Origin of the sequence: Xylanibacter caecicola (assembly GCF_013166515.1) — a bacterium.
GTDB classification, from domain to species: Bacteria; Bacteroidota; Bacteroidia; order Bacteroidales; family Bacteroidaceae; genus Prevotella; species Prevotella caecicola.
Window position 1 is genome coordinate 18911 of the sequence record NZ_JABKKJ010000024.1, and the last position, 19649, is coordinate 38559.

General features: G+C 46.6%; 17 protein-coding genes. 8 read left to right on the forward strand and 9 right to left on the reverse strand.

All coding sequences use genetic code 11. The annotated features are described in order from the left end of the window. Nucleotides 1–57 precede the first annotated feature (57 nt). Nucleotides 58–2886, forward strand: a complete 2829-nt coding sequence (gene uvrA, locus HPS54_RS10820; protein WP_172345464.1) for an excinuclease ABC subunit UvrA — start codon at nt 58–60, stop codon at nt 2884–2886. A 33-nt stretch (nt 2887–2919) separates the two neighbouring features. Here the strand turns inward: uvrA and HPS54_RS10825 are convergent, their stop codons facing one another. The 4 genes from HPS54_RS10825 to HPS54_RS10840 form a co-directional block, all read right to left on the reverse strand. Beyond that, a complete protein-coding gene (locus HPS54_RS10825) occupies nt 2920–4071 on the reverse strand; it encodes a DUF6057 family protein (protein ID WP_172345465.1) in 1152 nt (383 codons plus the stop codon). 4 nt (nt 4072–4075) lie between these two features. Next, complete coding sequence (locus HPS54_RS10830; protein ID WP_172345466.1) at nt 4076–6154, reverse strand: alpha amylase C-terminal domain-containing protein; 2079 nt, start codon at nt 6152–6154, stop codon at nt 4076–4078. Between the two features lie 52 nt (nt 6155–6206). Next, the gene (locus tag HPS54_RS10835; protein WP_172345467.1) at nt 6207–6650 is read right to left on the reverse strand and encodes a NanQ anomerase/TabA/YiaL family protein; all 444 of its coding nucleotides are present in this window, start codon (nt 6648–6650) and stop codon (nt 6207–6209) included. A 70-nt stretch (nt 6651–6720) separates the two neighbouring features. Further along, complete coding sequence (locus tag HPS54_RS10840; protein WP_288146203.1) at nt 6721–7827, reverse strand: MORN repeat-containing protein; 1107 nt, start codon at nt 7825–7827, stop codon at nt 6721–6723. A 145-nt stretch (nt 7828–7972) separates the two neighbouring features. Between HPS54_RS10840 and kdsB the strand changes: the two genes are divergently transcribed. Beyond that, complete coding sequence (gene kdsB, locus HPS54_RS10845) at nt 7973–8725, forward strand: 3-deoxy-manno-octulosonate cytidylyltransferase (RefSeq protein WP_172345468.1); 753 nt, start codon at nt 7973–7975, stop codon at nt 8723–8725. Between the two features lie 289 nt (nt 8726–9014). On the opposite strand, the gene HPS54_RS10850 is transcribed toward kdsB, so the two are convergent. The 3 genes from HPS54_RS10850 to rfbC form a co-directional block, all read right to left on the reverse strand. Next, nucleotides 9015–9806 (reverse strand): DUF4738 domain-containing protein, encoded by a 792-nt coding sequence (locus HPS54_RS10850; RefSeq protein WP_172345469.1) that lies wholly within the window; start codon nt 9804–9806, stop codon nt 9015–9017. Further along, nucleotides 9803–11119 (reverse strand): UDP-glucose dehydrogenase family protein, encoded by a 1317-nt coding sequence (locus HPS54_RS10855; protein ID WP_172345470.1) that lies wholly within the window; start codon nt 11117–11119, stop codon nt 9803–9805. Before HPS54_RS10855 ends, HPS54_RS10850 begins: the two co-directional genes overlap by 4 nt. Before the next feature lie 74 nt (nt 11120–11193). Continuing rightward, nucleotides 11194–11742 carry a dTDP-4-dehydrorhamnose 3,5-epimerase gene (rfbC, locus tag HPS54_RS10860; RefSeq protein ID WP_172345471.1) on the reverse strand — a complete coding sequence of 183 codons (549 nt, stop codon included), beginning with the start codon at nt 11740–11742 and terminating at the stop codon, nt 11194–11196. A gap of 1177 nt (nt 11743–12919) precedes the next feature. Here rfbC and HPS54_RS10865 point away from each other — a divergent pair. Genes HPS54_RS10865 through HPS54_RS10890 form a run of 6 tightly spaced genes read left to right on the forward strand, consistent with a single transcriptional unit; the run spans nt 12920 to nt 17341 of the window. Continuing rightward, nucleotides 12920–13993 (forward strand): HU domain-containing protein, encoded by a 1074-nt coding sequence (locus HPS54_RS10865; protein ID WP_287229049.1) that lies wholly within the window; start codon nt 12920–12922, stop codon nt 13991–13993. 1 nt (nt 13994) lies between these two features. Next, the gene (locus HPS54_RS10870; RefSeq protein ID WP_172345472.1) at nt 13995–14525 is read left to right on the forward strand and encodes an FHA domain-containing protein; all 531 of its coding nucleotides are present in this window, start codon (nt 13995–13997) and stop codon (nt 14523–14525) included. 23 nt (nt 14526–14548) lie between these two features. Next, on the forward strand, nt 14549–14917 hold the full coding sequence (locus tag HPS54_RS10875) for a 2-amino-4-hydroxy-6-hydroxymethyldihydropteridine diphosphokinase (protein WP_172345473.1): 369 nt from the start codon (nt 14549–14551) through the stop codon (nt 14915–14917). Between the two features lie 26 nt (nt 14918–14943). Then, nucleotides 14944–16215 carry a M64 family metallopeptidase gene (locus tag HPS54_RS10880; RefSeq protein ID WP_420907321.1) on the forward strand — a complete coding sequence of 424 codons (1272 nt, stop codon included), beginning with the start codon at nt 14944–14946 and terminating at the stop codon, nt 16213–16215. 18 nt (nt 16216–16233) lie between these two features. Next, on the forward strand, nt 16234–16821 hold the full coding sequence (locus HPS54_RS10885; RefSeq protein WP_172345475.1) for a tetratricopeptide repeat protein: 588 nt from the start codon (nt 16234–16236) through the stop codon (nt 16819–16821). After that, complete coding sequence (locus tag HPS54_RS10890; RefSeq protein ID WP_172345476.1) at nt 16814–17341, forward strand: GNAT family N-acetyltransferase; 528 nt, start codon at nt 16814–16816, stop codon at nt 17339–17341. The genes HPS54_RS10885 and HPS54_RS10890 overlap by 8 nt, the downstream gene beginning before the upstream one ends. A 32-nt stretch (nt 17342–17373) precedes the next feature. On the opposite strand, the gene HPS54_RS10895 is transcribed toward HPS54_RS10890, so the two are convergent. Continuing rightward, nucleotides 17374–17958 carry a hypothetical protein gene (locus tag HPS54_RS10895; RefSeq protein WP_172345477.1) on the reverse strand — a complete coding sequence of 195 codons (585 nt, stop codon included), beginning with the start codon at nt 17956–17958 and terminating at the stop codon, nt 17374–17376. Nucleotides 17959–17965: 7 nt separating this feature from the next. Continuing rightward, entirely contained in the window at nt 17966–19171 is a 1206-nt protein-coding gene (gene ftsZ, locus HPS54_RS10900; RefSeq protein ID WP_172345478.1) for a cell division protein FtsZ, read from the reverse strand. Nucleotides 19172–19649: the final 478 nt, after the last annotated feature.

The window sequence follows — 19649 nt, forward strand, 5'->3', positions numbered from 1 at the left end:
TATAATTATGACACGAAAAACTGAAAGGAAAAGACCGCAAAGAATATCAGAACAGACATGGAAAGAGAAGACGAGAAGATAAATGTATGGGGTGCAAGAGTGCACAACCTTAAGAATATAGATGTTGAAATACCGAGAAACAGTCTCACTGTTATAACAGGACTGAGCGGTTCGGGCAAGTCATCACTGGCTTTCGACACGATTTTCGCCGAAGGACAGCGCCGTTACATAGAGACATTCTCGGCATACGCTCGCAACTTCCTCGGCGGTCTAGAGCGCCCAGACGTCGACAAGATAACCGGATTAAGCCCGGTCATCAGCATAGAACAGAAGACAACGAACAAGAACCCACGCTCCACCGTAGGCACAACCACCGAGATTTACGACTACCTGCGTCTGCTCTATGCACGCACAGGAACCGCATACAGCTATGCAACGGGCGAGAAAATGGTCAGATATACGGAGGAAGACGTTCTTGACATGATACACTCGCAATACACAGGAAAGAGAATTTACATACTCTCCCCACTTGTGCGCAACCGCAAAGGGCATTATCGCGAACTGTTCGAGAGCATGCGGCGCAAGGGATATCTGTACTGCCGCGTGGACGGAGAGATAAAAGATATGGAGCGGGGCATGAAAGTTGACCGCTACAAGAACCACAATATAGAAGTGGTTATAGACAAACTGCAAGTGCAGGATAAAGACGACGCAAGACTTAAGAAAAGCGTTTCCATTGCCATGAAACAGGGTGACGGACTGCTGATGATAATGGACAAGGACACAAACGAAGCGAAATATTACAGCAAAAGACTGATGTGCCCCACAACGGGTATGGCATACGGTGATCCGGCACCGAACAAATTCTCTTTCAACTCTCCGGAAGGTGCTTGCCAAAGATGCAAGGGACTGGGCGTCATCAACGAGATAGACCTCGACAAGGTGATACCGGACAACGGACAGTCGATATACGAAGGAGGCATTGTTCCGTTGGGAAAGTACAAGAACCAGATGATTTTCTGGCAGATAGATTCCATTCTACAAGATAACGAGCTGACACTTAAAACTCCTATAAAGGACATTCCGGAAGATGTTCTTAACGAGATATTGTACGGCAGGCTTGAAAACGTACGCATAAAGAAGGAGGTCATACACACATCCAGCGACTATTTCGTAGAATTCGACGGCGTTGTAAAATATCTACACAGCGTTATCGAGAACGATGACAGCGCCGGGGGACAGAAATGGGCGGGACAGTTCCTTGCCGTATGCCGTTGTCCTGAATGCCACGGACAGCGACTTAACCGCGAATCGCTATCATACCGCATCTGGAACAAGAACATATCCGAACTGGCGGCTATGGACATAAGCGAGCTTAAGGAATGGCTTGTCGAAGCGGAGCAACACCTTGAAGCCAAGCAACTTAAGATAGGGCATGAAATACTTCGTGAGATACGCAAGCGAATTGACTTCATTCTTGAAGTAGGTCTTGACTATCTGGCGCTCGACCGCCAGTCCGCAACGCTTTCAGGAGGCGAAAGCCAGCGCATAAGACTTGCCACACAAATAGGCTCACAGCTTGTAAACGTGCTTTACATACTCGATGAGCCGAGTATCGGACTGCATCAGCGCGACAATGAGCGTCTGATAAAATCGCTGAAGGAACTCCGCGACATCGGCAACACGGTCATTGTCGTCGAGCACGACAAGGATATGATGCTGAATGCCGACTACATAGTAGACATAGGTCCCAAAGCCGGGCGCAAAGGAGGGCAAGTTGTATTTCAGGGAACACCGCAGAAAATGCTTTCACACGACACGCTTACAAGCAGATACCTCAACGGAACAATGAAAATAGAGGTGCCCGAAGAAAGACGAAAGGGCAATGGAAAGAGCCTGACAATACACGGTGCCAGCGGAAACAACCTGAAAAACGTGGACGTAGAGTTTCCGTTGGGCATGCTCATTGCCGTAACGGGAGTAAGCGGCAGCGGAAAATCCACCCTGATAAACGAAACCCTGCAGCCGATACTGAGCAGACATTTCTACCGGTCGCTGAAAGAACCCATGCCCTACAAAGACATTGAAGGCATTGAAAACATAGACAAGGTTGTAAATGTAGACCAGTCACCGCTCGGACGCACACCGCGTTCCAACCCCGCAACATACACCGGAGTGTTCAGCGACATACGCTCCCTGTTCGTAAACCTCCCCGAAGCGAAGATGCGGGGCTACAAACCGGGACGTTTCTCTTTCAATGTCAAAGGCGGAAGATGCGAGGCATGTGGCGGAAACGGATACAGAACGATTGAAATGAACTTCCTTCCGGATGTCATGGTACCGTGTGAGGTCTGCCACGGCAAGCGCTACAACCGCGAAACCCTTGAGGTAAGATATAAAGGCAAGAGCATTGCCGATATACTTGACATGACTATCAACCAGGCTGTCGAGTTTTTCGAGAACGTTCCCGACATTCTCAGAAAGATAAAGACGATACAGGACGTGGGACTTGGATACATCAAACTGGGGCAACCCTCGACAACCTTGTCAGGAGGCGAAAGTCAACGCGTGAAACTGGCTACAGAATTGAGCAAGCGCGATACGGGAAAGACGTTGTACATACTCGATGAACCGACTACCGGTCTTCACTTCGAGGACATACGCATACTCATGGACGTGCTGCAAAGACTTGTAAACCGCGGGAATACTGTAATTGTAATAGAACACAACCTTGACGTTATAAAACTTGCCGACCACATAATAGACATGGGACCCGAAGGCGGCAGAAAGGGAGGCACCGTCGTAGACACCGGAACACCGGAAGAAGTGGCACGCAACGGCAAGGGGTATACGTCGAAATTCATAAAAGAAGAACTGGGAATATAGCACCCGACGGCACGTAAACAGCCGCAGCCCCTGTCAGTTTACATAGTAATAATAATACCAGTATGTTCTGCCGTAAGCGTCTTTCACGGCAGAATGGCGTTCCTTTGGCGACAGCATATACTTCTTTCCCAAAGCCTGCATGTCGGCATAGTCGGCATCCATGGCTTCATTCTTATATGTAAGTATATGTCCGGAACGTGTGCGGCAATATAAAACAAGAGCCTCACGATAATGACGCGGCAATGAAGAGAAGTCCTTTATGCCACATGCCAGAAGAGACTTCACGAAACCTTCGAGATTTTTATCCAACAGATAACCGCAAAGAACATAGTCCGCCAAAGGACCGTTACAGCCCTTTTCTTTAAAGAAACGATGTTTCAGTGCGGAAAAGCCGCGATATTCCGCCGCGTCAAGACCCACATATCCATAGACGAGAGCATCATCAAGCAACAGGAATTTCACATCTTTTCCGTCGGGCAACAATGCACCGCTGCCTCCGGAAAGGGAATATCCGAAAAGCCTTTCTCCCAGTCTGTTGCTCTTGGACAATGCATATATGCGCAGCATTGTAAGACTTGCGTCCGTATCAGCGGCATAATATCCTGCACCCAACGCCTTATCATACCTGCCGGAAGCTATCATCCTTTCGACTTTGAGACGAAAACGCATGACATCATCGTAGTTGCTGCAACATGAAATAAGAATAAATCCTGCTGACAGAAACATTACATTTATCCACATCCTGCGCGACAATGTCCGCACATGCCGTACTTGCCACATAAAGAAACCATGTCTTCCAAGCATGAACATCAAGACAAACGGCATGAGAACAAGTGTCAGAAGCACCGCCCATCCGCCTGCATCGGAGACATCAAATTCGGCAATGAGCCAAAGCAAGGCAAGCGAAGGGAAATACGTAACGGCACACAACGGCTTCTCATGCCTGAAGACATGCAGACACACAAGTTGCAAAACCTGGCACGCAAGCACTCCGAAGACAGAAAAAACAAGCGGAACGTAGTATCCGTCACCGTCAAAAAGCCGTGACAGTCTCAATGCAATAACATCCTGCTGATAAACAAAAAGATACAGAAAGGCTGAAACACAAAAGACAACAGCGCACATTATACGTAATATAATGCTGCCATTGTCCTTGTCCGAATATCTTACCCGACGTCTTGCCATGCCGTCAGTTCTTTCTCAACACCACCGCCGAACGTGCGGGGATATACAACTTAAGCCATTCCTTGCGTTCCTCCACATACAGGGCGTCATAGGTTGTAAGATGCGAAACGGTGTCGTCCGCCAGTCCGTTTCCTCCAAACTCAACGGCATCAGTGTTCAATACCACATCGTAAGAGCCCGTGGGTACAAGGAAACCATAATCTGTAAACGAGCGCGTGGGGCTGAAATTGAACACAAAAAGGAGGTCGCCGCGCATGAAAGCCAATATCTGGTCGCCGTCGTTGTGCCATATCTCCCGGACGGGAGTCTTGATAAAGCCTTTCTCGGACTTTATTGTCTCAAGCATCTCACGGTCGAAATCGCCAAGATAGTGATAGCACAGTTCCTTGTTGTCCACCAGATTCCACTGCCTGCGTGCATACTTATGGCTCCAGCCGTTACCTTCACGAGGGAAGTCTATCCACTCGGGATGTCCGAACTCATTGCCCATGAAGTTGAGATATCCGCCGTTTATCGTGGCAGCCGTGACAAGTCTTATCATCTTATGCAGGGCTATGCCGCGATGGGCAGTGCCGTTCTCGTCTCCTTTCTTGAAATGCCAGTACATATCGGCATCGATAAGTCTGAAGATTATCGTCTTATCGCCAACCAAAGCCTGGTCGTGACTCTCACAATAGCTGATGGTTTTCTCATCGGCACGCCTGTTCTTCACCTCCCAAAATATGCTGCTCGGCTTCCAGTCCTCGTCCCTAAGCTCCTTTATGGTCTTTATCCAATAATCGGGAATGTTCATCGCCATGCGGTAGTCAAAGCCGTATCCGCCGTCTTCAAACTTTGCTGCAAGTCCCGGCATGCCGCTTACCTCCTCGGCAATGGTTATTGCATTGGGATTGACCTCGTGTATAAGCTTGTTCGCAAGCGTGAGATAGCATATTGCATTGTCGTCCTGCCCGCCGTTGAAATAGTCCTGATATCCGCAGAAAGCCTCACCAAGACCATGACTGTAATAGAGCATCGATGTCACACCGTCGAAACGGAAACCGTCGAAGTTGTACTCCTTAAGCCAGAACTTGCAGTTGCTCAACAGGAAATGAATGACCTCGTCCTTGCCATAGTCAAAGCACAGGCTGTCCCATGCCGGATGTTCATGACGCCCTCCCGGATAGAAATACTGGTTGGGATCGCCTGCAAGATTGCCGAGACCTTCCACTTCGTTCTTCACGGCATGGCTGTGCACGATGTCCATTATCACGGCTATGCCGTTCTGATGTGCGGTATCGATGAGCGACTTCAAATCCTCTGGAGTTCCGAAACGGCTCGACGCCGCAAAGAAACTGCTGACATGATAGCCGAAAGAGCCATAGTAAGGATGCTCCTGCACCGCCATTATCTGTATGCAGTTGTATCCGTCCTTTATGATACGCGGCAATACGTTGTCACGGAATTCGGCGTATGTGCCCACTTTCTCCGCATCCTGCCCCATGCCGATATGGCACTCATAAATGAGCAACGGGCTTTTTACGGGACGGAACTTCTTCTTTTTCCACACATACGGAGCCTCCGGTTCCCACACCTGTGCAGAGAAAATCTTCGTTTCCTCATCCTGTATCACACGCCGTGCCCACGCGGGGATACGCTCTCCCTCACCTCCGTTCCAGCATACGCACATCTTGTAAAGGTCGCCATGCTTAAGAGCTTTGGCAGGGAGCTTCAGTTCCCAGTTGCCTGTGCCCTCAATGCGCTTTGCCTTATACTTGTCTGCTTTCTGCCAGCCGTTAAAGTCGCCTATGAGATACAGCTCCGTTGCATTGGGCGCCCACTCGCGGAACACCCAGCCGCGGGCTGTTTTATGAAGCCCGTAATAGTCGTAACCGCTTGCAAAGTCCTCAAGTGTCTTCTTTCCGCCACGCGTAAACTGACCTATTTTATATAAGGCGTGCTCATGACGTCCGCGTATAGCCTCCTCAAACGGTTCAAGATAACCATCCTTAGCCACAAGACCTATATGCTTTACTTTCTTCACTGTCCGTTTTCCGGCAGCCTTACCGGAAACTGTCTTTGGCTTATTTGTTTTAGCAGCCATGATTATCCTTTCGTTAAATTAAACATTAAATGATGTGGACAAAGTACTGCTTCTATGCCAAAACCTTGAATATCGCCTTGCGTATCGTTGCCTCTTCCGACACACAGGGTGCATGTCCGTCCTGCGGAAAGAATATGGCAAACTCGCCCGGTTTGAGAGTTACGTATGTATCGGCAAGCCCTTCATACTTTGTAATGTCCTTCTCTGCATTGTATTCGGCATCGGGCAGACCGCAAAGCGGTGTATAGCCGAAAGTTTCCGATGTGCTCAGCGGTATCTGTATATCTATCATCTTCTTGTGGGTCTCGAGCTTTGCCTCTTCTTTTGTCTTGCCTTTTGCCACCTGTATGTTTACAAAGAGGTCTGCACCTTTTATCATGGTCTTGCCTTCACCAAGAGTATTAAGGTCATTAGCTTTAAGAAATTCGACAACATCCTTGAATAAAGGATTTAAAGACTCATAGTTCTTAAGATTGTCAAGAGTGTCAATAATCATAGTCGTTATTTTTTGATTAAACAATTTATATACAATAAAAAATGCGGTAACATGCAACAAGGCACCGGCATCAGTTCTTCCGCCCGTCGGTATATACACCCTGCGATATTATCTTCCCGTCGCGGTCCTTCTCTATATACTTGCCGTTGCGTTTGTCATCCCTGTAAGAACCTTCAAAGCGCACGCCGTTCTTATCCACCTCTATTGCCGGTCCGTTTCTCTTTCCCGAAGAATAAGTACCCTTGAACTTCGAACCGTCAGAGTAATAGATAATCATCTGACCGTCAAAAAGCCCGTCCTTGAAAGTCCCTTCGTAGGTATCGCCGTTTTTCTTTACAAGTTTGCCGTGACCGTTCTGCATGTCATGCCCCCAGCCGCCGGTGTAAGTATCTCCGTTTTTCCATACGAACGTGCCGTGCCCTTCCTTGTCTCCGTTGTTGAAGTTGCCCGTATAGCGGTCGCCGTTGGCAAACTTGAAGATGCCCTCTCCCGTGCGTTTGCCGCGTACATACGTGCCTTCAAACACGTCACCGTTCTTGAACTTGTATATACCTCTGCCGTTCTGCACGTCGTCCTGCCAGTTTCCGGTATATGTGTCGCCGTCGGCATATTTGTTGACCCCCATTCCCGACCTCTGGTTGTTTGCCCATGAGCCGTCGTATGTGGTACCGTCTTTCCAGTCAAAGAAGCCGTTGCCGTTTTTCTTGTCATCCTTCCACTCGCCATTGTAGTATGCTCCGTTGGCATAGGTATAGCGTCCCTTGCCGGTTCTCTTGTCCTGATACCAGTTACCGTCGTACTTGTCACCGTTATAATAGTACATTATGCCGTGTCCCTGCTGGTAATCACGGAACCAAAGACCTTCATACCTGTTGTTGTTCATGAAATAATATGTTCCGCGACCGTGCTGCTGGTCCTGAAACCACTCGCCTTCATATTTCTCACCGTCAGAGAACGTATAGACGCCGTAGCCCTGACGCTTTCCCTTGACATACTCTCCCTCGTAAGTATCGCCGTTCTTGAACACGGTATTGCCCTTTCCGTGGGGTTTTCCCTGGAACATCTCACCCTTATACTGTCCGCCGTCCTTTGTCACACAAGAGCCCAAAGTGATCTTCTGTGCAAGACAAACAAACGGGTTTAACAGCATTAACAGTATTAATATATTATTTTTCACGATTAGTCCAAATTATAATTCTTCCTCCAAAATTAGTAAAAAAGCACCATTCGGCAAAACTATTTTATAAAAATTGATGATATACAAACCATAATTGATAATTATTAGTAACTTTGCAATGTTATCAAATACCATTTAGAAGATTATGAAATTCATAGGAATAATACCCGCACGATACGCCTCAACGCGCTTTCCGGGCAAGCCGCTTGCCATGCTCGACGGCAAGACAATCATACAACGTGTTTACGAACAGACGTCGAAAGTGCTTGAAAACGTATATGTCGCCACGGACGATGACAGGATTTTCAACGCCGTGGAAGGCTTCGGAGGAAAGGCGGTGATGACATCCGCGTGCCATAAAAGCGGCACCGACCGTATAGAAGAGGCTGTGAAGAAAATCGGAGGAGACTTCGATGTGGTGATAAACATACAGGGCGACGAGCCTTTCATACATGCCACACAGATTGAAACGGTATGCAGATGTTTTGAAGACGGGGACACACAGATAGCCACACTGGGCAAACCTTTTACGGAAAAGCAGGACTTTGCGGATCTTGAGAACCCCAACTCGCCCAAGCTTATCACCGACAACAACGGCTATGCCATGTACTTCAGCCGCAGCATAATACCTTATATAAGAAATGTGGAGAAAGCGGAATGGCTCGGCAAGTTCCCGTTTCTTAAGCACATAGGGCTGTATGCCTACCGCACAAAGGTGCTGGAGGAGATAACACGTCTGCCGCAATCGTCATTGGAGATTGCCGAAAGCCTGGAGCAGCTGCGTTGGTTGCAGAACGGATATCGCATCAAGGTGGGATTGACCGATGTGGAAACAATAGGAATAGACACACCGGAAGACCTGGAAAAGGCAAAGGAGTTTCTTAATAGAAGGAAATAATAATATAAGAAGATAAAAGGAGACAAGGGGAAATTTGCAATAAAAAGGGTATGTGAATTCGTCGAACTTTAGTCGTATTCTCCTCCATGTAGGGACATATTCTTGTATTTGTCCGCACGCTTCGAAGAAGCGTTCAGATAAGAAATTAAAGTTTTCAATACAAAAAACCTTGTTGTTTCGTCCCCTTTATCTGTGTGACTGGTATAAAGAACGCCTATTTGAGGCGTGCGGACAAATACAAGAATATGTCCCTACATGGAGGAGAATACGACTAAAAATATTGTTCTTTTCAATTCCTAACCTGCATGCTCACCTTGCCCTTGTCCGTCACTGTCACCTCTACAATAAAGCTTATATAACTGTCGGGAACAGCCAGTTCGGCAGTGTAACAGAAGCCTTCGTCACCGACATTCTTAAGGTTCATGTCGCTCAATATGCTCTGACTGAGAAACTCCGGCGGAACTTTGTCTGCAAAGTCTTTCTTTGCAAAGTCTCTCGAATATATCTTCACACCCGACTTGAATATGCTTATATGAATGGTGTTGTCGTAATAGATGTTCTCCACGGCAAGCCCCTCATCGTTATACGAGGTCTTGAAAACCTTGTATGTAGTAGGGTTCACCTGCACATAGCAGTGATATTTCACGTCGCCGCGCGCAACGACGGTATCACGCTTTATCACCTTGCGCTGGTTAAGCGACACTTCCGCCCTGCGGACAAACTGAAGAGAGTCGTACGAGTTTGTACTTCTCACCAGTTTCACTATGTCGCCGTTGTAGTTCTTGAAGTCAAAAGAGTCATGATCGCGGCGGGTTATTATGTATTTGTACACGTTTGCACCTTGCAGAACCATCGTGTCCCTGCATATAATGAACTTTACCGGAACACTTGCCGAGTCGGGATAATATATTGTATCGCCGCTGATACGGAACACAACGCTGCTCTCGTCGGCATCCACCCATATACCCTGAAGGTCGGACTTAGCCTCTTTGTCCTCTTCCGGTTCAGTATAAACTTGCTTCTTGCCTTCACACGCGGCAAGCATAATGACAGACAGTATGGCTATGATACTGTTTTTCATTTTCCTATACAAAGATATTTAAATCCGTTTTCCTCCAGTTCCTCCGCATCATAGATGTTTCGTCCGTCTATCACGACACGGTTGTTCATCGCCTTTGCGATGACTTCCCAGCACGGAAGCCTGAACTCTTTCCACTCAGTGAGCAGCAACAGGGCATCGGAGTCAAGAACGGCGTCGTACATGTCCTTGCAATACGTCACGCGGTCGCCCACCCTGCGCCTGCACTCGTCCATTGCCACGGGGTCGTAGACACGCAGTGAGCAGCCGGCATCCAGCAGCTTTTCTATCATTACAAGCGCTGTCGACTCGCGCATGTCGTCGGTCTCGGGCTTGAAAGCCAGTCCCCACAGCGACACGGTAAGCCCTTTCAGTCCGTCAGCGCCGTATACGCGGCACAGTTTCTCGAACAATATGCTTTTCTGCCTCTCGTTTACACGCTCCACAGCCTTGAGCACTTCCATGGAATAGCCGTTGCCGTCTGCCGTATGGATGAGCGCCTTTACATCTTTTGGGAAGCATGAGCCTCCGTAACCGCATCCGGCATAAAGGAACTTGCGCCCTATACGCCCGTCGGACCCGATGCCGGCACGCACCATATTGACGTCTGCGCCGACAAGTTCGCAAAGGTTGGCAATGTCGTTCATGAAGCTTATGCGCGTGGCAAGCATCGAGTTGGCGGCATATTTCGTCATCTCGGCACTTGGTATGTCCATGAATATCACACGGAAGTTGTTTATCAGAAACGGCTTATACAGCTTGGTGAGCAGCTTTTTTGCCTTCTCGCTCTCCACGCCCACCACAACTCTGTCGGGACTCATGAAGTCTTTTATCGCCGAACCTTCCTTGAGAAACTCCGGATTGCTTGCCACATCGAACGGTATATCCACGCCGCGCCTGTCGAGTTCTTCCTGTATAACGGCGCGCACCTTGCGTGCCGTGCCCACGGGAACGGTGCTCTTCGTCACGACAACAACATATTTGTTGAGGTTCCTGCCTATGGTTCTTGCCACCTGCAGAACGTATTTCAAGTCGGCGCTGCCGTCCTCATCGGGCGGAGTGCCCACAGCAGAGAACACTATCTGCTGGCTGTCGAGAACGTCTGCCAGCGATGTGGTGAACTTAAGTCTGCCCGCTTTCATGTTCTTCACGACAAGGTCGTCAAGTCCCGGCTCGTATATAGGTATGTTTCCCTGCCGCAAGGCGTCAATCTTGGCGGCGTCTACATCCACGCAAGTCACGTTGGCGCCGGTGTCTGCAAAGCAGGCTCCGGACACAAGTCCTACATATCCCGTGCCGACAATTGCTATATTCATATACTAATAATCAGATGTTCAAAATCAAACGTATATATTTATAAGTATGTAGAGCCTGTTCGCTCATCCACCTATCATTCAAAAACCTCGGCGTCTTTCAGCCACTTGGCGTTCATGTCCTTCTCGCTTGTCTGTATCTCATCCGCTGCCATGGGCCACTCTATACCCAGATCGGGGTCGTCGAACCTTATGGACGCCTCGCTCTGCGGCGCGTATACGTTATCCACCTTATATGTAAATATTGCTTCATCGCTGAGCACAAGGAAACCGTGTGCAAAGCCGCGCGGAATGAAGAACTGGCGTTTGTTGTCCTCACTCAGTTCTACCATGACATGTTTTCCGAATGTTTCCGAACCTTTACGTATATCCACAGCCACATCAAGCACCCTGCCTTTGATTACACGCACCAGCTTTGCCTGCGAATGTTCGCCCTTCTGATAGTGAAGACCGCGCAGGACTCCCCTGCCCGACTTCGATTCATTGTCTTGAACAAACTTCACTCCGCCGATATGTTCGTCAAACTCTTCCTGCTTGAATGCCTCGAAAAAATATCCACGGCTGTCGTTGAACACACGCGGCTCTATTACATATACGCCCTTGATTTCGGTTTCATTATAAGTCATAACAGTAAATTTTGTATGCAAAAGTAATAATAATATTCGGTAATCATATCTTATACATGATATAAAAACATGTGTTTTGTCGGTACAAGGCATTTGAAAAGCGTAAATAACATAGAGGAACAGCTCACGATATAAACACTCGTTAACATTTCATAAACTACATTTTAACATTATACTTCGTATTTCCGGCATATTTTCAAACTTACAAGGACAAGTTTCCATACATTGAAATCTCGGCAAGTATATTATGAACGAAAACGATGCAGACTGCTATGATTTGTCAAGTTACCGCCCGATTATGCACAAATAAGGGTATAAAAATGCAAAGTGCACCACTTTAGGATGCAAAAGGCGGCATATTAGACTGCAATATGCGGCATATTGGAACGTAAAAGGCGGCATTTCTGAGTGCAAAGTGGCGCACTTTGCACACAAAACACTATGTGTTATGCTGCAAAAAGCATAGCTTTACGATGTGTAAAACTATGGGTTATGCACAAAAAGGGCATTTTCACGCTTTTGAAGAACAGTAAAAAGGGCGCATAAGATGCCAAAGAGATGTTAAAAAGTGTACAATCCGGCATTTTATTGCACACATAACGACTGTCTGTGCAACATATTTGGCATTTTTATATGGCATAGACAAGAAATCAATGCACAAAACATGACATTTGTGCATGGCGCACTTCTATTTTGAATGTTTTGCCGAATAAAAAGAGAAGACTTGCGGTTAACGGTCGTAAACACAAATTAACAATAAAAGAAATGCCGTATCTAAAACCGCCCGAATATGTATCTTAACATGAATTCGATGAATTCATATTCTATACTATATTACGAACCACCCCTTGAAGGGCGTGTCTGAACAATCATTCATCCACGCTGTAGGGACATATTTTATTTTGAAACATCCCCCGGAGAGGTTTATATAATCGTCAAACTTTCGTTATTTTGCGGGCAGAACAACCAACAACACATCAAGAAACAATACGTAAGAGCATGCAAGACAATGACAAAGCCTATACCGCGGTACTGTTGCAACACATACACACGGTTACTTCCGATATCCGTTCAACGACAACGTCATTCCACATCTTACTATTTTTTATCCATATATGTTTATTTTTAACGCCCACTTAATTTGTTCAATTAAATAAAAAGGAGTAAATTTGCATTTGTGATTGAACTGGAAAGACATATCGAAATATTACTGTTGAACAACGACTGTGTAATTGTTCCGGGGCTTGGAGGCTTCGTGGCACATCATGTTGATGCGTGCTACGATGACGTGGAAAACAGGTTTTTCCCTCCCATGCGAACCGTTGGGTTCAACCCGAAGCTTGACATGAACGACTCGTTGTTAATACATTCATATACAGAAGCATACGATTTAAGTTACCCGGAGGCGGAGAACCGCATAAGACAGGAGGTCAGTGTGCTTAAAAAGTATATGGAGAGAGACGGTGAATACACCCTCAACAATATCGGTGTGCTGGCGTTTAGCGGCAACGGGACATACGATTTCACACCATGCGAGGCAGGAATACTGACACCGAGTCTTTACGGTCTGTCATCGTTTGAAATAGATGTATGCGACAACGGCAAAGACATACCGGCAATAACCGTAAACACCGCTCCCGTAAAGGCTGAGGACATCGTAATGAAAGAAGACGATGCGGCACCGGCAGATGCGGAAGAGAACGGGGAAAGGACTATAAGCATAAGGGTTAACGCCATACGCAACGCGGTGGCTTTCATCGTTGCCGTTATTGCTTTTTTCCTTATTTCCACACCTCTTGGTTCGGACAAGCAGCCGGGAGTGCAGATGGGAAAGATTGAGAATGGCGTGATTTACAGGCTTATGCCTAAGGATGTGACGCTGGGAGACATCGACAATATCAAGGCAACGGACAAGGCACCCGCAACCGAAACAACGGAAAAGACGGATGTAAAGAGCCAACCTGTTGCGGCGGAAGACAATGCCGTAGAGACGGAAGCGGAGCAGAAAGAGATACAGAAAGATTATTATTGCATAGTATTGGCTTCGCGCATAACAAAGAAGAATGCGGAGGAGTTTGCCGCAAAACTGCGCAAGAACGGGGTTGACAGCGCCACCGTGCTTAAGGAAAGGAACGGTGTAAAGGTGATTGCCGGCAGATATGGTAAGGAAAAGGATGCTTACGCCGCGATGAACAGCATGAAGAAAGACGAGAGCTTCAGCGACGTATGGGTCTACAGGGTAAGGAATTAGGATGAAAAGAGTAAGGTGTCCGAAGTGTGATAACTTTATCACGTTTGACGAAACGAAATACAAGGACGGGCAGTCGCTCGTATTCGAGTGCACGGAGTGTGGAAAGCAGTTCGGAATACGCATAGGTGTTTCAAAACTGAAAGACAGACCGCACGACGAGAAGCACGACGAACAGGCAAACGAAAAGGGCTTCGGTTCGATAGTTGTCATAGAGAACGTGTTTCATTACAAGCAGGTGATACCGCTGCAATACGGCGACAACAGCATAGGAAGGTACATGAAGGGAAGTGCCGCCAACACGCCGATAGAGACAAACGATCCGAGTATTGACATGAACCACTGCGTGATAAACGTGTCGCGCGACAAGAAAGGAAATCTTAAATATGTGCTTCGCGACGGTCCGAGCTACACGGGAACATTTGTGGACAACGAGATTTTGGGCGACCGGGAGCGCCGGATAATATACGACGGCTCGCTGTTTACCATCGGCGCCACAAGCATAATACTGCGCACGGCAGACTCTGAAGAGTAGCAAAAAGAGGGTTTTCCGATTGTATGAACAACATTATCATCTCATTGGGAAGCAACACGGATCAGGCAAGAAACATCATACTTGCCGTAAAAATGATTGGGGAGATGTTTCCTTTTGCCGAGTTTACAGAGGCTTTATGGACAGAACCGGTGGGAATGAAATCGGAGAAATTCCTTAATTGTCTGTGCCATATAAAGTCGCGCGACGACATGGCGGCGGTGGAAAGCAACCTGAAATATATCGAGAGGTGCATAGGGCGCACGGCGGAAAACTCTATGAAAGGAATTATAGCAATAGACATAGACATATTGAAATTCAACGATACAAGGCTGCACACAGGCGACTGGCAGCGCGACTACATACAAAAACTGATAAAAAACATTTCATTCTGACTATGAAAAGAGGAATTTACAAGATAATGGCGGTGGTGTACCTGCTGGCAGGCTGTACGCTTTTGCATGCGGAAGACTTTGGGAAATATTTCTCGGAAAGGACATTGCGCATAGACTACACATTCTCGGGAAACGCTGAGAGGCAGGATATATATGTAGACAAGTTAAGCGTAATACCGGGCTGGTATGGCAAACACGACAGGTTGGCAGAGGTTCCGGTGGAAGGAAACGGGCAGATAACGGTGAAAAGTGTCAGAGACGGACAGACAATATACCGCAACTCGTTCTCGACTTTGTTTCAGGAATGGCTCACATACCCCGAGGCGAAGCGGACGGGACGCTCGTTCGAGAATGTGTTTCTCATACCCATGCCGCTCGACACGGTGGAAGTTACGGTAGACCTGCGCAACAACAGGCGCGAAATAATGGCGTCGTTCACACACACGGTTGTCCCGTCTGACATACTGATAAGGCATATCGGCGAACACAACGTCACTCCATACGTGACACTGCAGGAGGCTGAAAACAAGGACAAATGTATAAACATCGCATATATTGCCGAAGGGTATACGGACGGGGAAATGGGAACTTTCATCGATGATGCAAAGATTGCCAACGAGGCCTTGTTCGCCCACGAGCCGCTCAAGTCGATGAAAGGCAGGTTTAATGTCATTGCCGTAAAGGCAGTATCTGAGGAAAGCGGAACAAGCGAACCGTCGAAAGGAATATGGAAGAACACGGCATTGGGAGCGCACTTCGACACTTTCTACAGCGAAAGATATCTTACCACCCTCAATATAAAGGACTTACACGACCGCCTTGCCGGCACTCCATACGAGCATATCATAATACTTGTAAACACCGGACACTATGGTGGAGGGGGCATATTGAACTCATACAACCTGTCGATGACGCATCATCCGGCATACAAGTCGGTGGTTGTTCATGAGTTCGGGCACAGTTTCGGAGGGCTTGCCGACGAGTATGCTTACGAAACGGAGCAACTGGACATGTATCCTAAGGATATTGAGCCATGGGAACCTAATATCACGACACTGAAAGACTTCAACGGTAAATGGGAAAACATCATACCTTCCGACACTCCTACCCCGACGCCGCCAAGCGGCAACCCTGAGACTATAAAGAGTAGAGTGGGTCTTTTCGAGGGTGCGGGATACAGTATGCACGGCGTGTACAGGGGCGTACAGGATTGCAGGATGAGGACAAATGAAAATCCGGAGTTCTGCATCGTCTGCCGTAATGCGCTCACCAATCTTATCGACTTCTACACCAAATAGGGAGTGTCTCTGCTGTCAATGAAAAGATTTATCATATTGTTCATGGTATCGACAATGACTCTTTGTTCGTATGCACAGAGAGATAAATCGGCAGATAGTGAGCAACTGGGGAAAGCATTGGAATATTTCTCGGGCGGGAAATATCACGAAGCCTTGATTTTGTTTACCCAAATCGACAAAAGATATAACCTGAACCCGCGTTTCAAGGCATATATCGGCGTATGCTATTATTATGAATGGGATTATGAGAATGCCTGCAAGTATCTTGACACGGCGCTTCCGGACATCGAAAACTACGCACCTCACGAAAGGAGTGTATATTATTACTGCAACGCCGAGAGCCATTTTCTGTTGGAAAAATACAAAGAAGCCATACCGCTTTACGAGAAACTGCTTAACGTCTGCTTCAACAACGAAAAGGGTGATGCCCTATATCGTCTCGGTTTCTGCTACATGTTCAACGAGGATTGGACCAACGCCCGCGACTATTTCAGTTCTGCCGTCGCCTTCTACGAAAGTTTTTCCGAAATCACTCCTACATTGTCAGCACGCATCAAACAGGCAAAAAACATGATAAAGGGGTGCGAAAGGAGAATGAATGAATAAAACGGACAATACGGCAATGCCTCAGTTATCATTCCACAAAGCCCTGCTTAATGACCTTGATGAGATAAATATCATATACAAGACCGCCATTGCAGACATGATTTCACACGGCATATTGCAATGGGATGAGATATATCCCGACAGGGAGACAATCAGACAAGATATTATAAAAGGCGAAATGTACATTGCCAGACATGGTACATTACCGGCTGCTGCATATACTTTAAACAGCGAATGTGACAATGAATACATAAACGGAAATTGGAAAAACATATCAGAACCATACTTCATCGTACATCGCCTGTGCGTAAATGCCCGGTTACAGAAGCAAGGTATAGGCACCTATATTATGCTGCACATAGAAGAATATGCGAGAAACAACAATGCATCATCTATAAGACTTGACTGTTTTCCAGAAAACCATAGTGCCACAGCATTATACAAAAGACTTGGTTATACCCGAACCGGCATTGCCACATACCGCAAAGGCAAGTTCTTTCTTATGGAGAAGATGTTATAATCCCGGTAAACTTACTTTTTCCACACTCCCTCTTATATTATATTGGTCTCATTTATTACCAACTCTCTCGGCAAAGTAATAACCTTAAGTCGCTCATACCAAACCTTTGATGTCCCTGCAACATGTTTCTGTGCATGTCCACTAATAATGTAATAGTTGGCAGAATACTCGTCCATCAAGTCCATAAAGGTCTTCTTTATGCGCGAACACTTCTCGTTAATGGAATTGTCGAGCGGATTAACCAGCATGCCGACTCCCTCCATAATCTTTTCTTTATCCATCATCTTTGCCGTTGCCATATAGTATCGCGTCAGTTCTTCCCGATAGTCACCCAATTGTTTAAACCTTATACCTTCAGGATGGGCGAGAAACAACATATAAACCGCCTTATGAACAGGCTGAAGTTCTACCTCTTTATTATAGTCCACAAGGATGAAACGATTGTCTTTAGTTATCAGCAATCGGCTAAGTTTTGCCCTTGCAGCCTCTATGCGCAGTTCCTCAAGTAAAGACGATCCTATAGCCTGAAGGAGCAAATCTTTACGACCTGCACCAACGATTTCTCTTACTAACAGGGAAATCTCGACAGCAACTTCTTCAATACTTTTACCTGTCATCTGTTTCCTATTCCTCTGTTTCTCGAATAATATTTGTAACCCACTCCTTTATTTTATCTCCGATAGTAGGCTGACGTTTAGGTTCCTCCGTCACAGAAGGCTCAGGCTCCGGAGCTGTTTCAATCACAAAATCAGGTTCGGGCGCAGGTTCGTCCGTTTCCCGCTTGATTGGTTTATATAGTTGCGATGCCAAACTTTCGTAGTAGGCATCATCTTTCAGCTCTTCATCTATATCGTGCTCTTCCTCCATGCCCGTTGCAAGGATAGTGACTTTAGCGTCTTCGCCTATTGTGTTGTCCGTTGATATCCCCCATATAACCTCAATATAAGGATTAAGACTATCGAAGAAGCTATCTATTTCCTGCATCTCCGGCACCATGATTGGAGCATCATCACTGGAATATATATTGAAAAGAATACGCTTGGCTTTACTTATATCACTTCCATACAAAAGAGGAGAATGAAGTGCATCCTGTATGGCACGTTCCACTCGTTTCTCTCCACTTGCACGTCCCATAGCCATAATTGCACCGCCACCATCGCGCATTGTTGTCTCTACATCGCGAAAGTCAAGATCTATACCGCCATTACTGTTTACTGTTATCAACTCTGATATACCCATTACAGCATCTTTCAGAATATTATCAGCTCTTGCAAACGACTCTTTCACTGAAATAGGTGTATCTGCATATACATCACACAATCTTTCGTTGTTGATAATGAGAATGGCATCCACATTCTTCCGCATCTCGTCTACCCCCTTCAATGCACGAATTATCTTCTGCTTCTTTTCAAAACAAAATGGTATTGTGACAATACCTATCGTCAACATACCCATCTTTTTCGCAACACTGGCAACAACCGGAGCAGAACCCGTACCCGTTCCGCCTCCCATACTTGCTGTAATAAACACCATTTTTGTACCATCGTTCAGCAAATGCTCTATATCTGCTATATTCTTTTCTGCTTCAGAACGACCGATTTCAGGCTTTCCACCAGCCCCCAATCCTTCTCCCAGCAAAATTTTGACGGAAACAGGAGAAGTGGAAAGTGATTTGCTATCGGTATTACATACAGCTAATGTTACACCGGAAATCTTTTCATCATACATGTTGCGTACGGCGTTACAACCACCGCCACCCACACCAATAACTTTGATAATGCCTTGCATCCTATCCTCAATAGGACCAAAATCCAAAATATCTTCTCCCATATCTCTTATATTCAAAACTTTGAATGCAAAAGTACAAAATAATCCTCAGATGTAGAAGTATTCACAAGGCTTGCGATTTTTAATCCCAACAATCCAAGCTCTGAACATTCCGCATCCGAATGCAACAACAGACCTCCCATACCACTTCGAGCATACGCAACATGTAAAAGAGGAAAAAAGGATAGGGCACAAAGACAGTGTCTATAACAGAGAATAGAAGTACGGACATGAATACAATAAATCCTGTTTGACATTCATGCGACTGTGCTCACGGATATACAAAAAACATTCTGACAAGCACACAACAGTACTGATATATTCAGTATCCTTATGTACAGTATACATCCCCCAAAAAAAGAATCCGTCCCGGAAACCTCCTGCCGTGGAAGTGTCCGGGACGGAAATCAAAGAAGGCGGCTACCTACTCTCCCGCATTGCATTGCAGTACCATCGGCGCGGGCGGGCTTAACTGCTCTGT

What these genes read in the sequence shown, in the direction of transcription:
- uvrA (WP_172345464.1), top strand. Translation starts at nt 58, where the DNA reads ATGGAAAGAGAAGACGAGAAGATAAATGTATGGGGTGCAAGAGTGCAC.
- HPS54_RS10825 (WP_172345465.1), bottom strand. Translation starts at nt 4,071, where the DNA reads ATGGCAAGACGTCGGGTAAGATATTCGGACAAGGACAATGGCAGCATT.
- HPS54_RS10830 (WP_172345466.1), bottom strand. Translation starts at nt 6,154, where the DNA reads ATGGCTGCTAAAACAAATAAGCCAAAGACAGTTTCCGGTAAGGCTGCC.
- HPS54_RS10835 (WP_172345467.1), bottom strand. Translation starts at nt 6,650, where the DNA reads ATGATTATTGACACTCTTGACAATCTTAAGAACTATGAGTCTTTAAAT.
- kdsB (WP_172345468.1), top strand. Translation starts at nt 7,973, where the DNA reads ATGAAATTCATAGGAATAATACCCGCACGATACGCCTCAACGCGCTTT.
- HPS54_RS10850 (WP_172345469.1), bottom strand. Translation starts at nt 9,806, where the DNA reads ATGAAAAACAGTATCATAGCCATACTGTCTGTCATTATGCTTGCCGCG.
- HPS54_RS10855 (WP_172345470.1), bottom strand. Translation starts at nt 11,119, where the DNA reads ATGAATATAGCAATTGTCGGCACGGGATATGTAGGACTTGTGTCCGGA.
- rfbC (WP_172345471.1), bottom strand. Translation starts at nt 11,742, where the DNA reads ATGACTTATAATGAAACCGAAATCAAGGGCGTATATGTAATAGAGCCG.
- HPS54_RS10870 (WP_172345472.1), top strand. Translation starts at nt 13,995, where the DNA reads ATGAAAAGAGTAAGGTGTCCGAAGTGTGATAACTTTATCACGTTTGAC.
- HPS54_RS10875 (WP_172345473.1), top strand. Translation starts at nt 14,549, where the DNA reads ATGAACAACATTATCATCTCATTGGGAAGCAACACGGATCAGGCAAGA.
- HPS54_RS10880 (WP_420907321.1), top strand. Translation starts at nt 14,944, where the DNA reads ATGGCGGTGGTGTACCTGCTGGCAGGCTGTACGCTTTTGCATGCGGAA.
- HPS54_RS10885 (WP_172345475.1), top strand. Translation starts at nt 16,234, where the DNA reads ATGAAAAGATTTATCATATTGTTCATGGTATCGACAATGACTCTTTGT.
- HPS54_RS10890 (WP_172345476.1), top strand. Translation starts at nt 16,814, where the DNA reads ATGAATAAAACGGACAATACGGCAATGCCTCAGTTATCATTCCACAAA.
- HPS54_RS10895 (WP_172345477.1), bottom strand. Translation starts at nt 17,958, where the DNA reads ATGACAGGTAAAAGTATTGAAGAAGTTGCTGTCGAGATTTCCCTGTTA.
- ftsZ (WP_172345478.1), bottom strand. Translation starts at nt 19,171, where the DNA reads ATGGGAGAAGATATTTTGGATTTTGGTCCTATTGAGGATAGGATGCAA.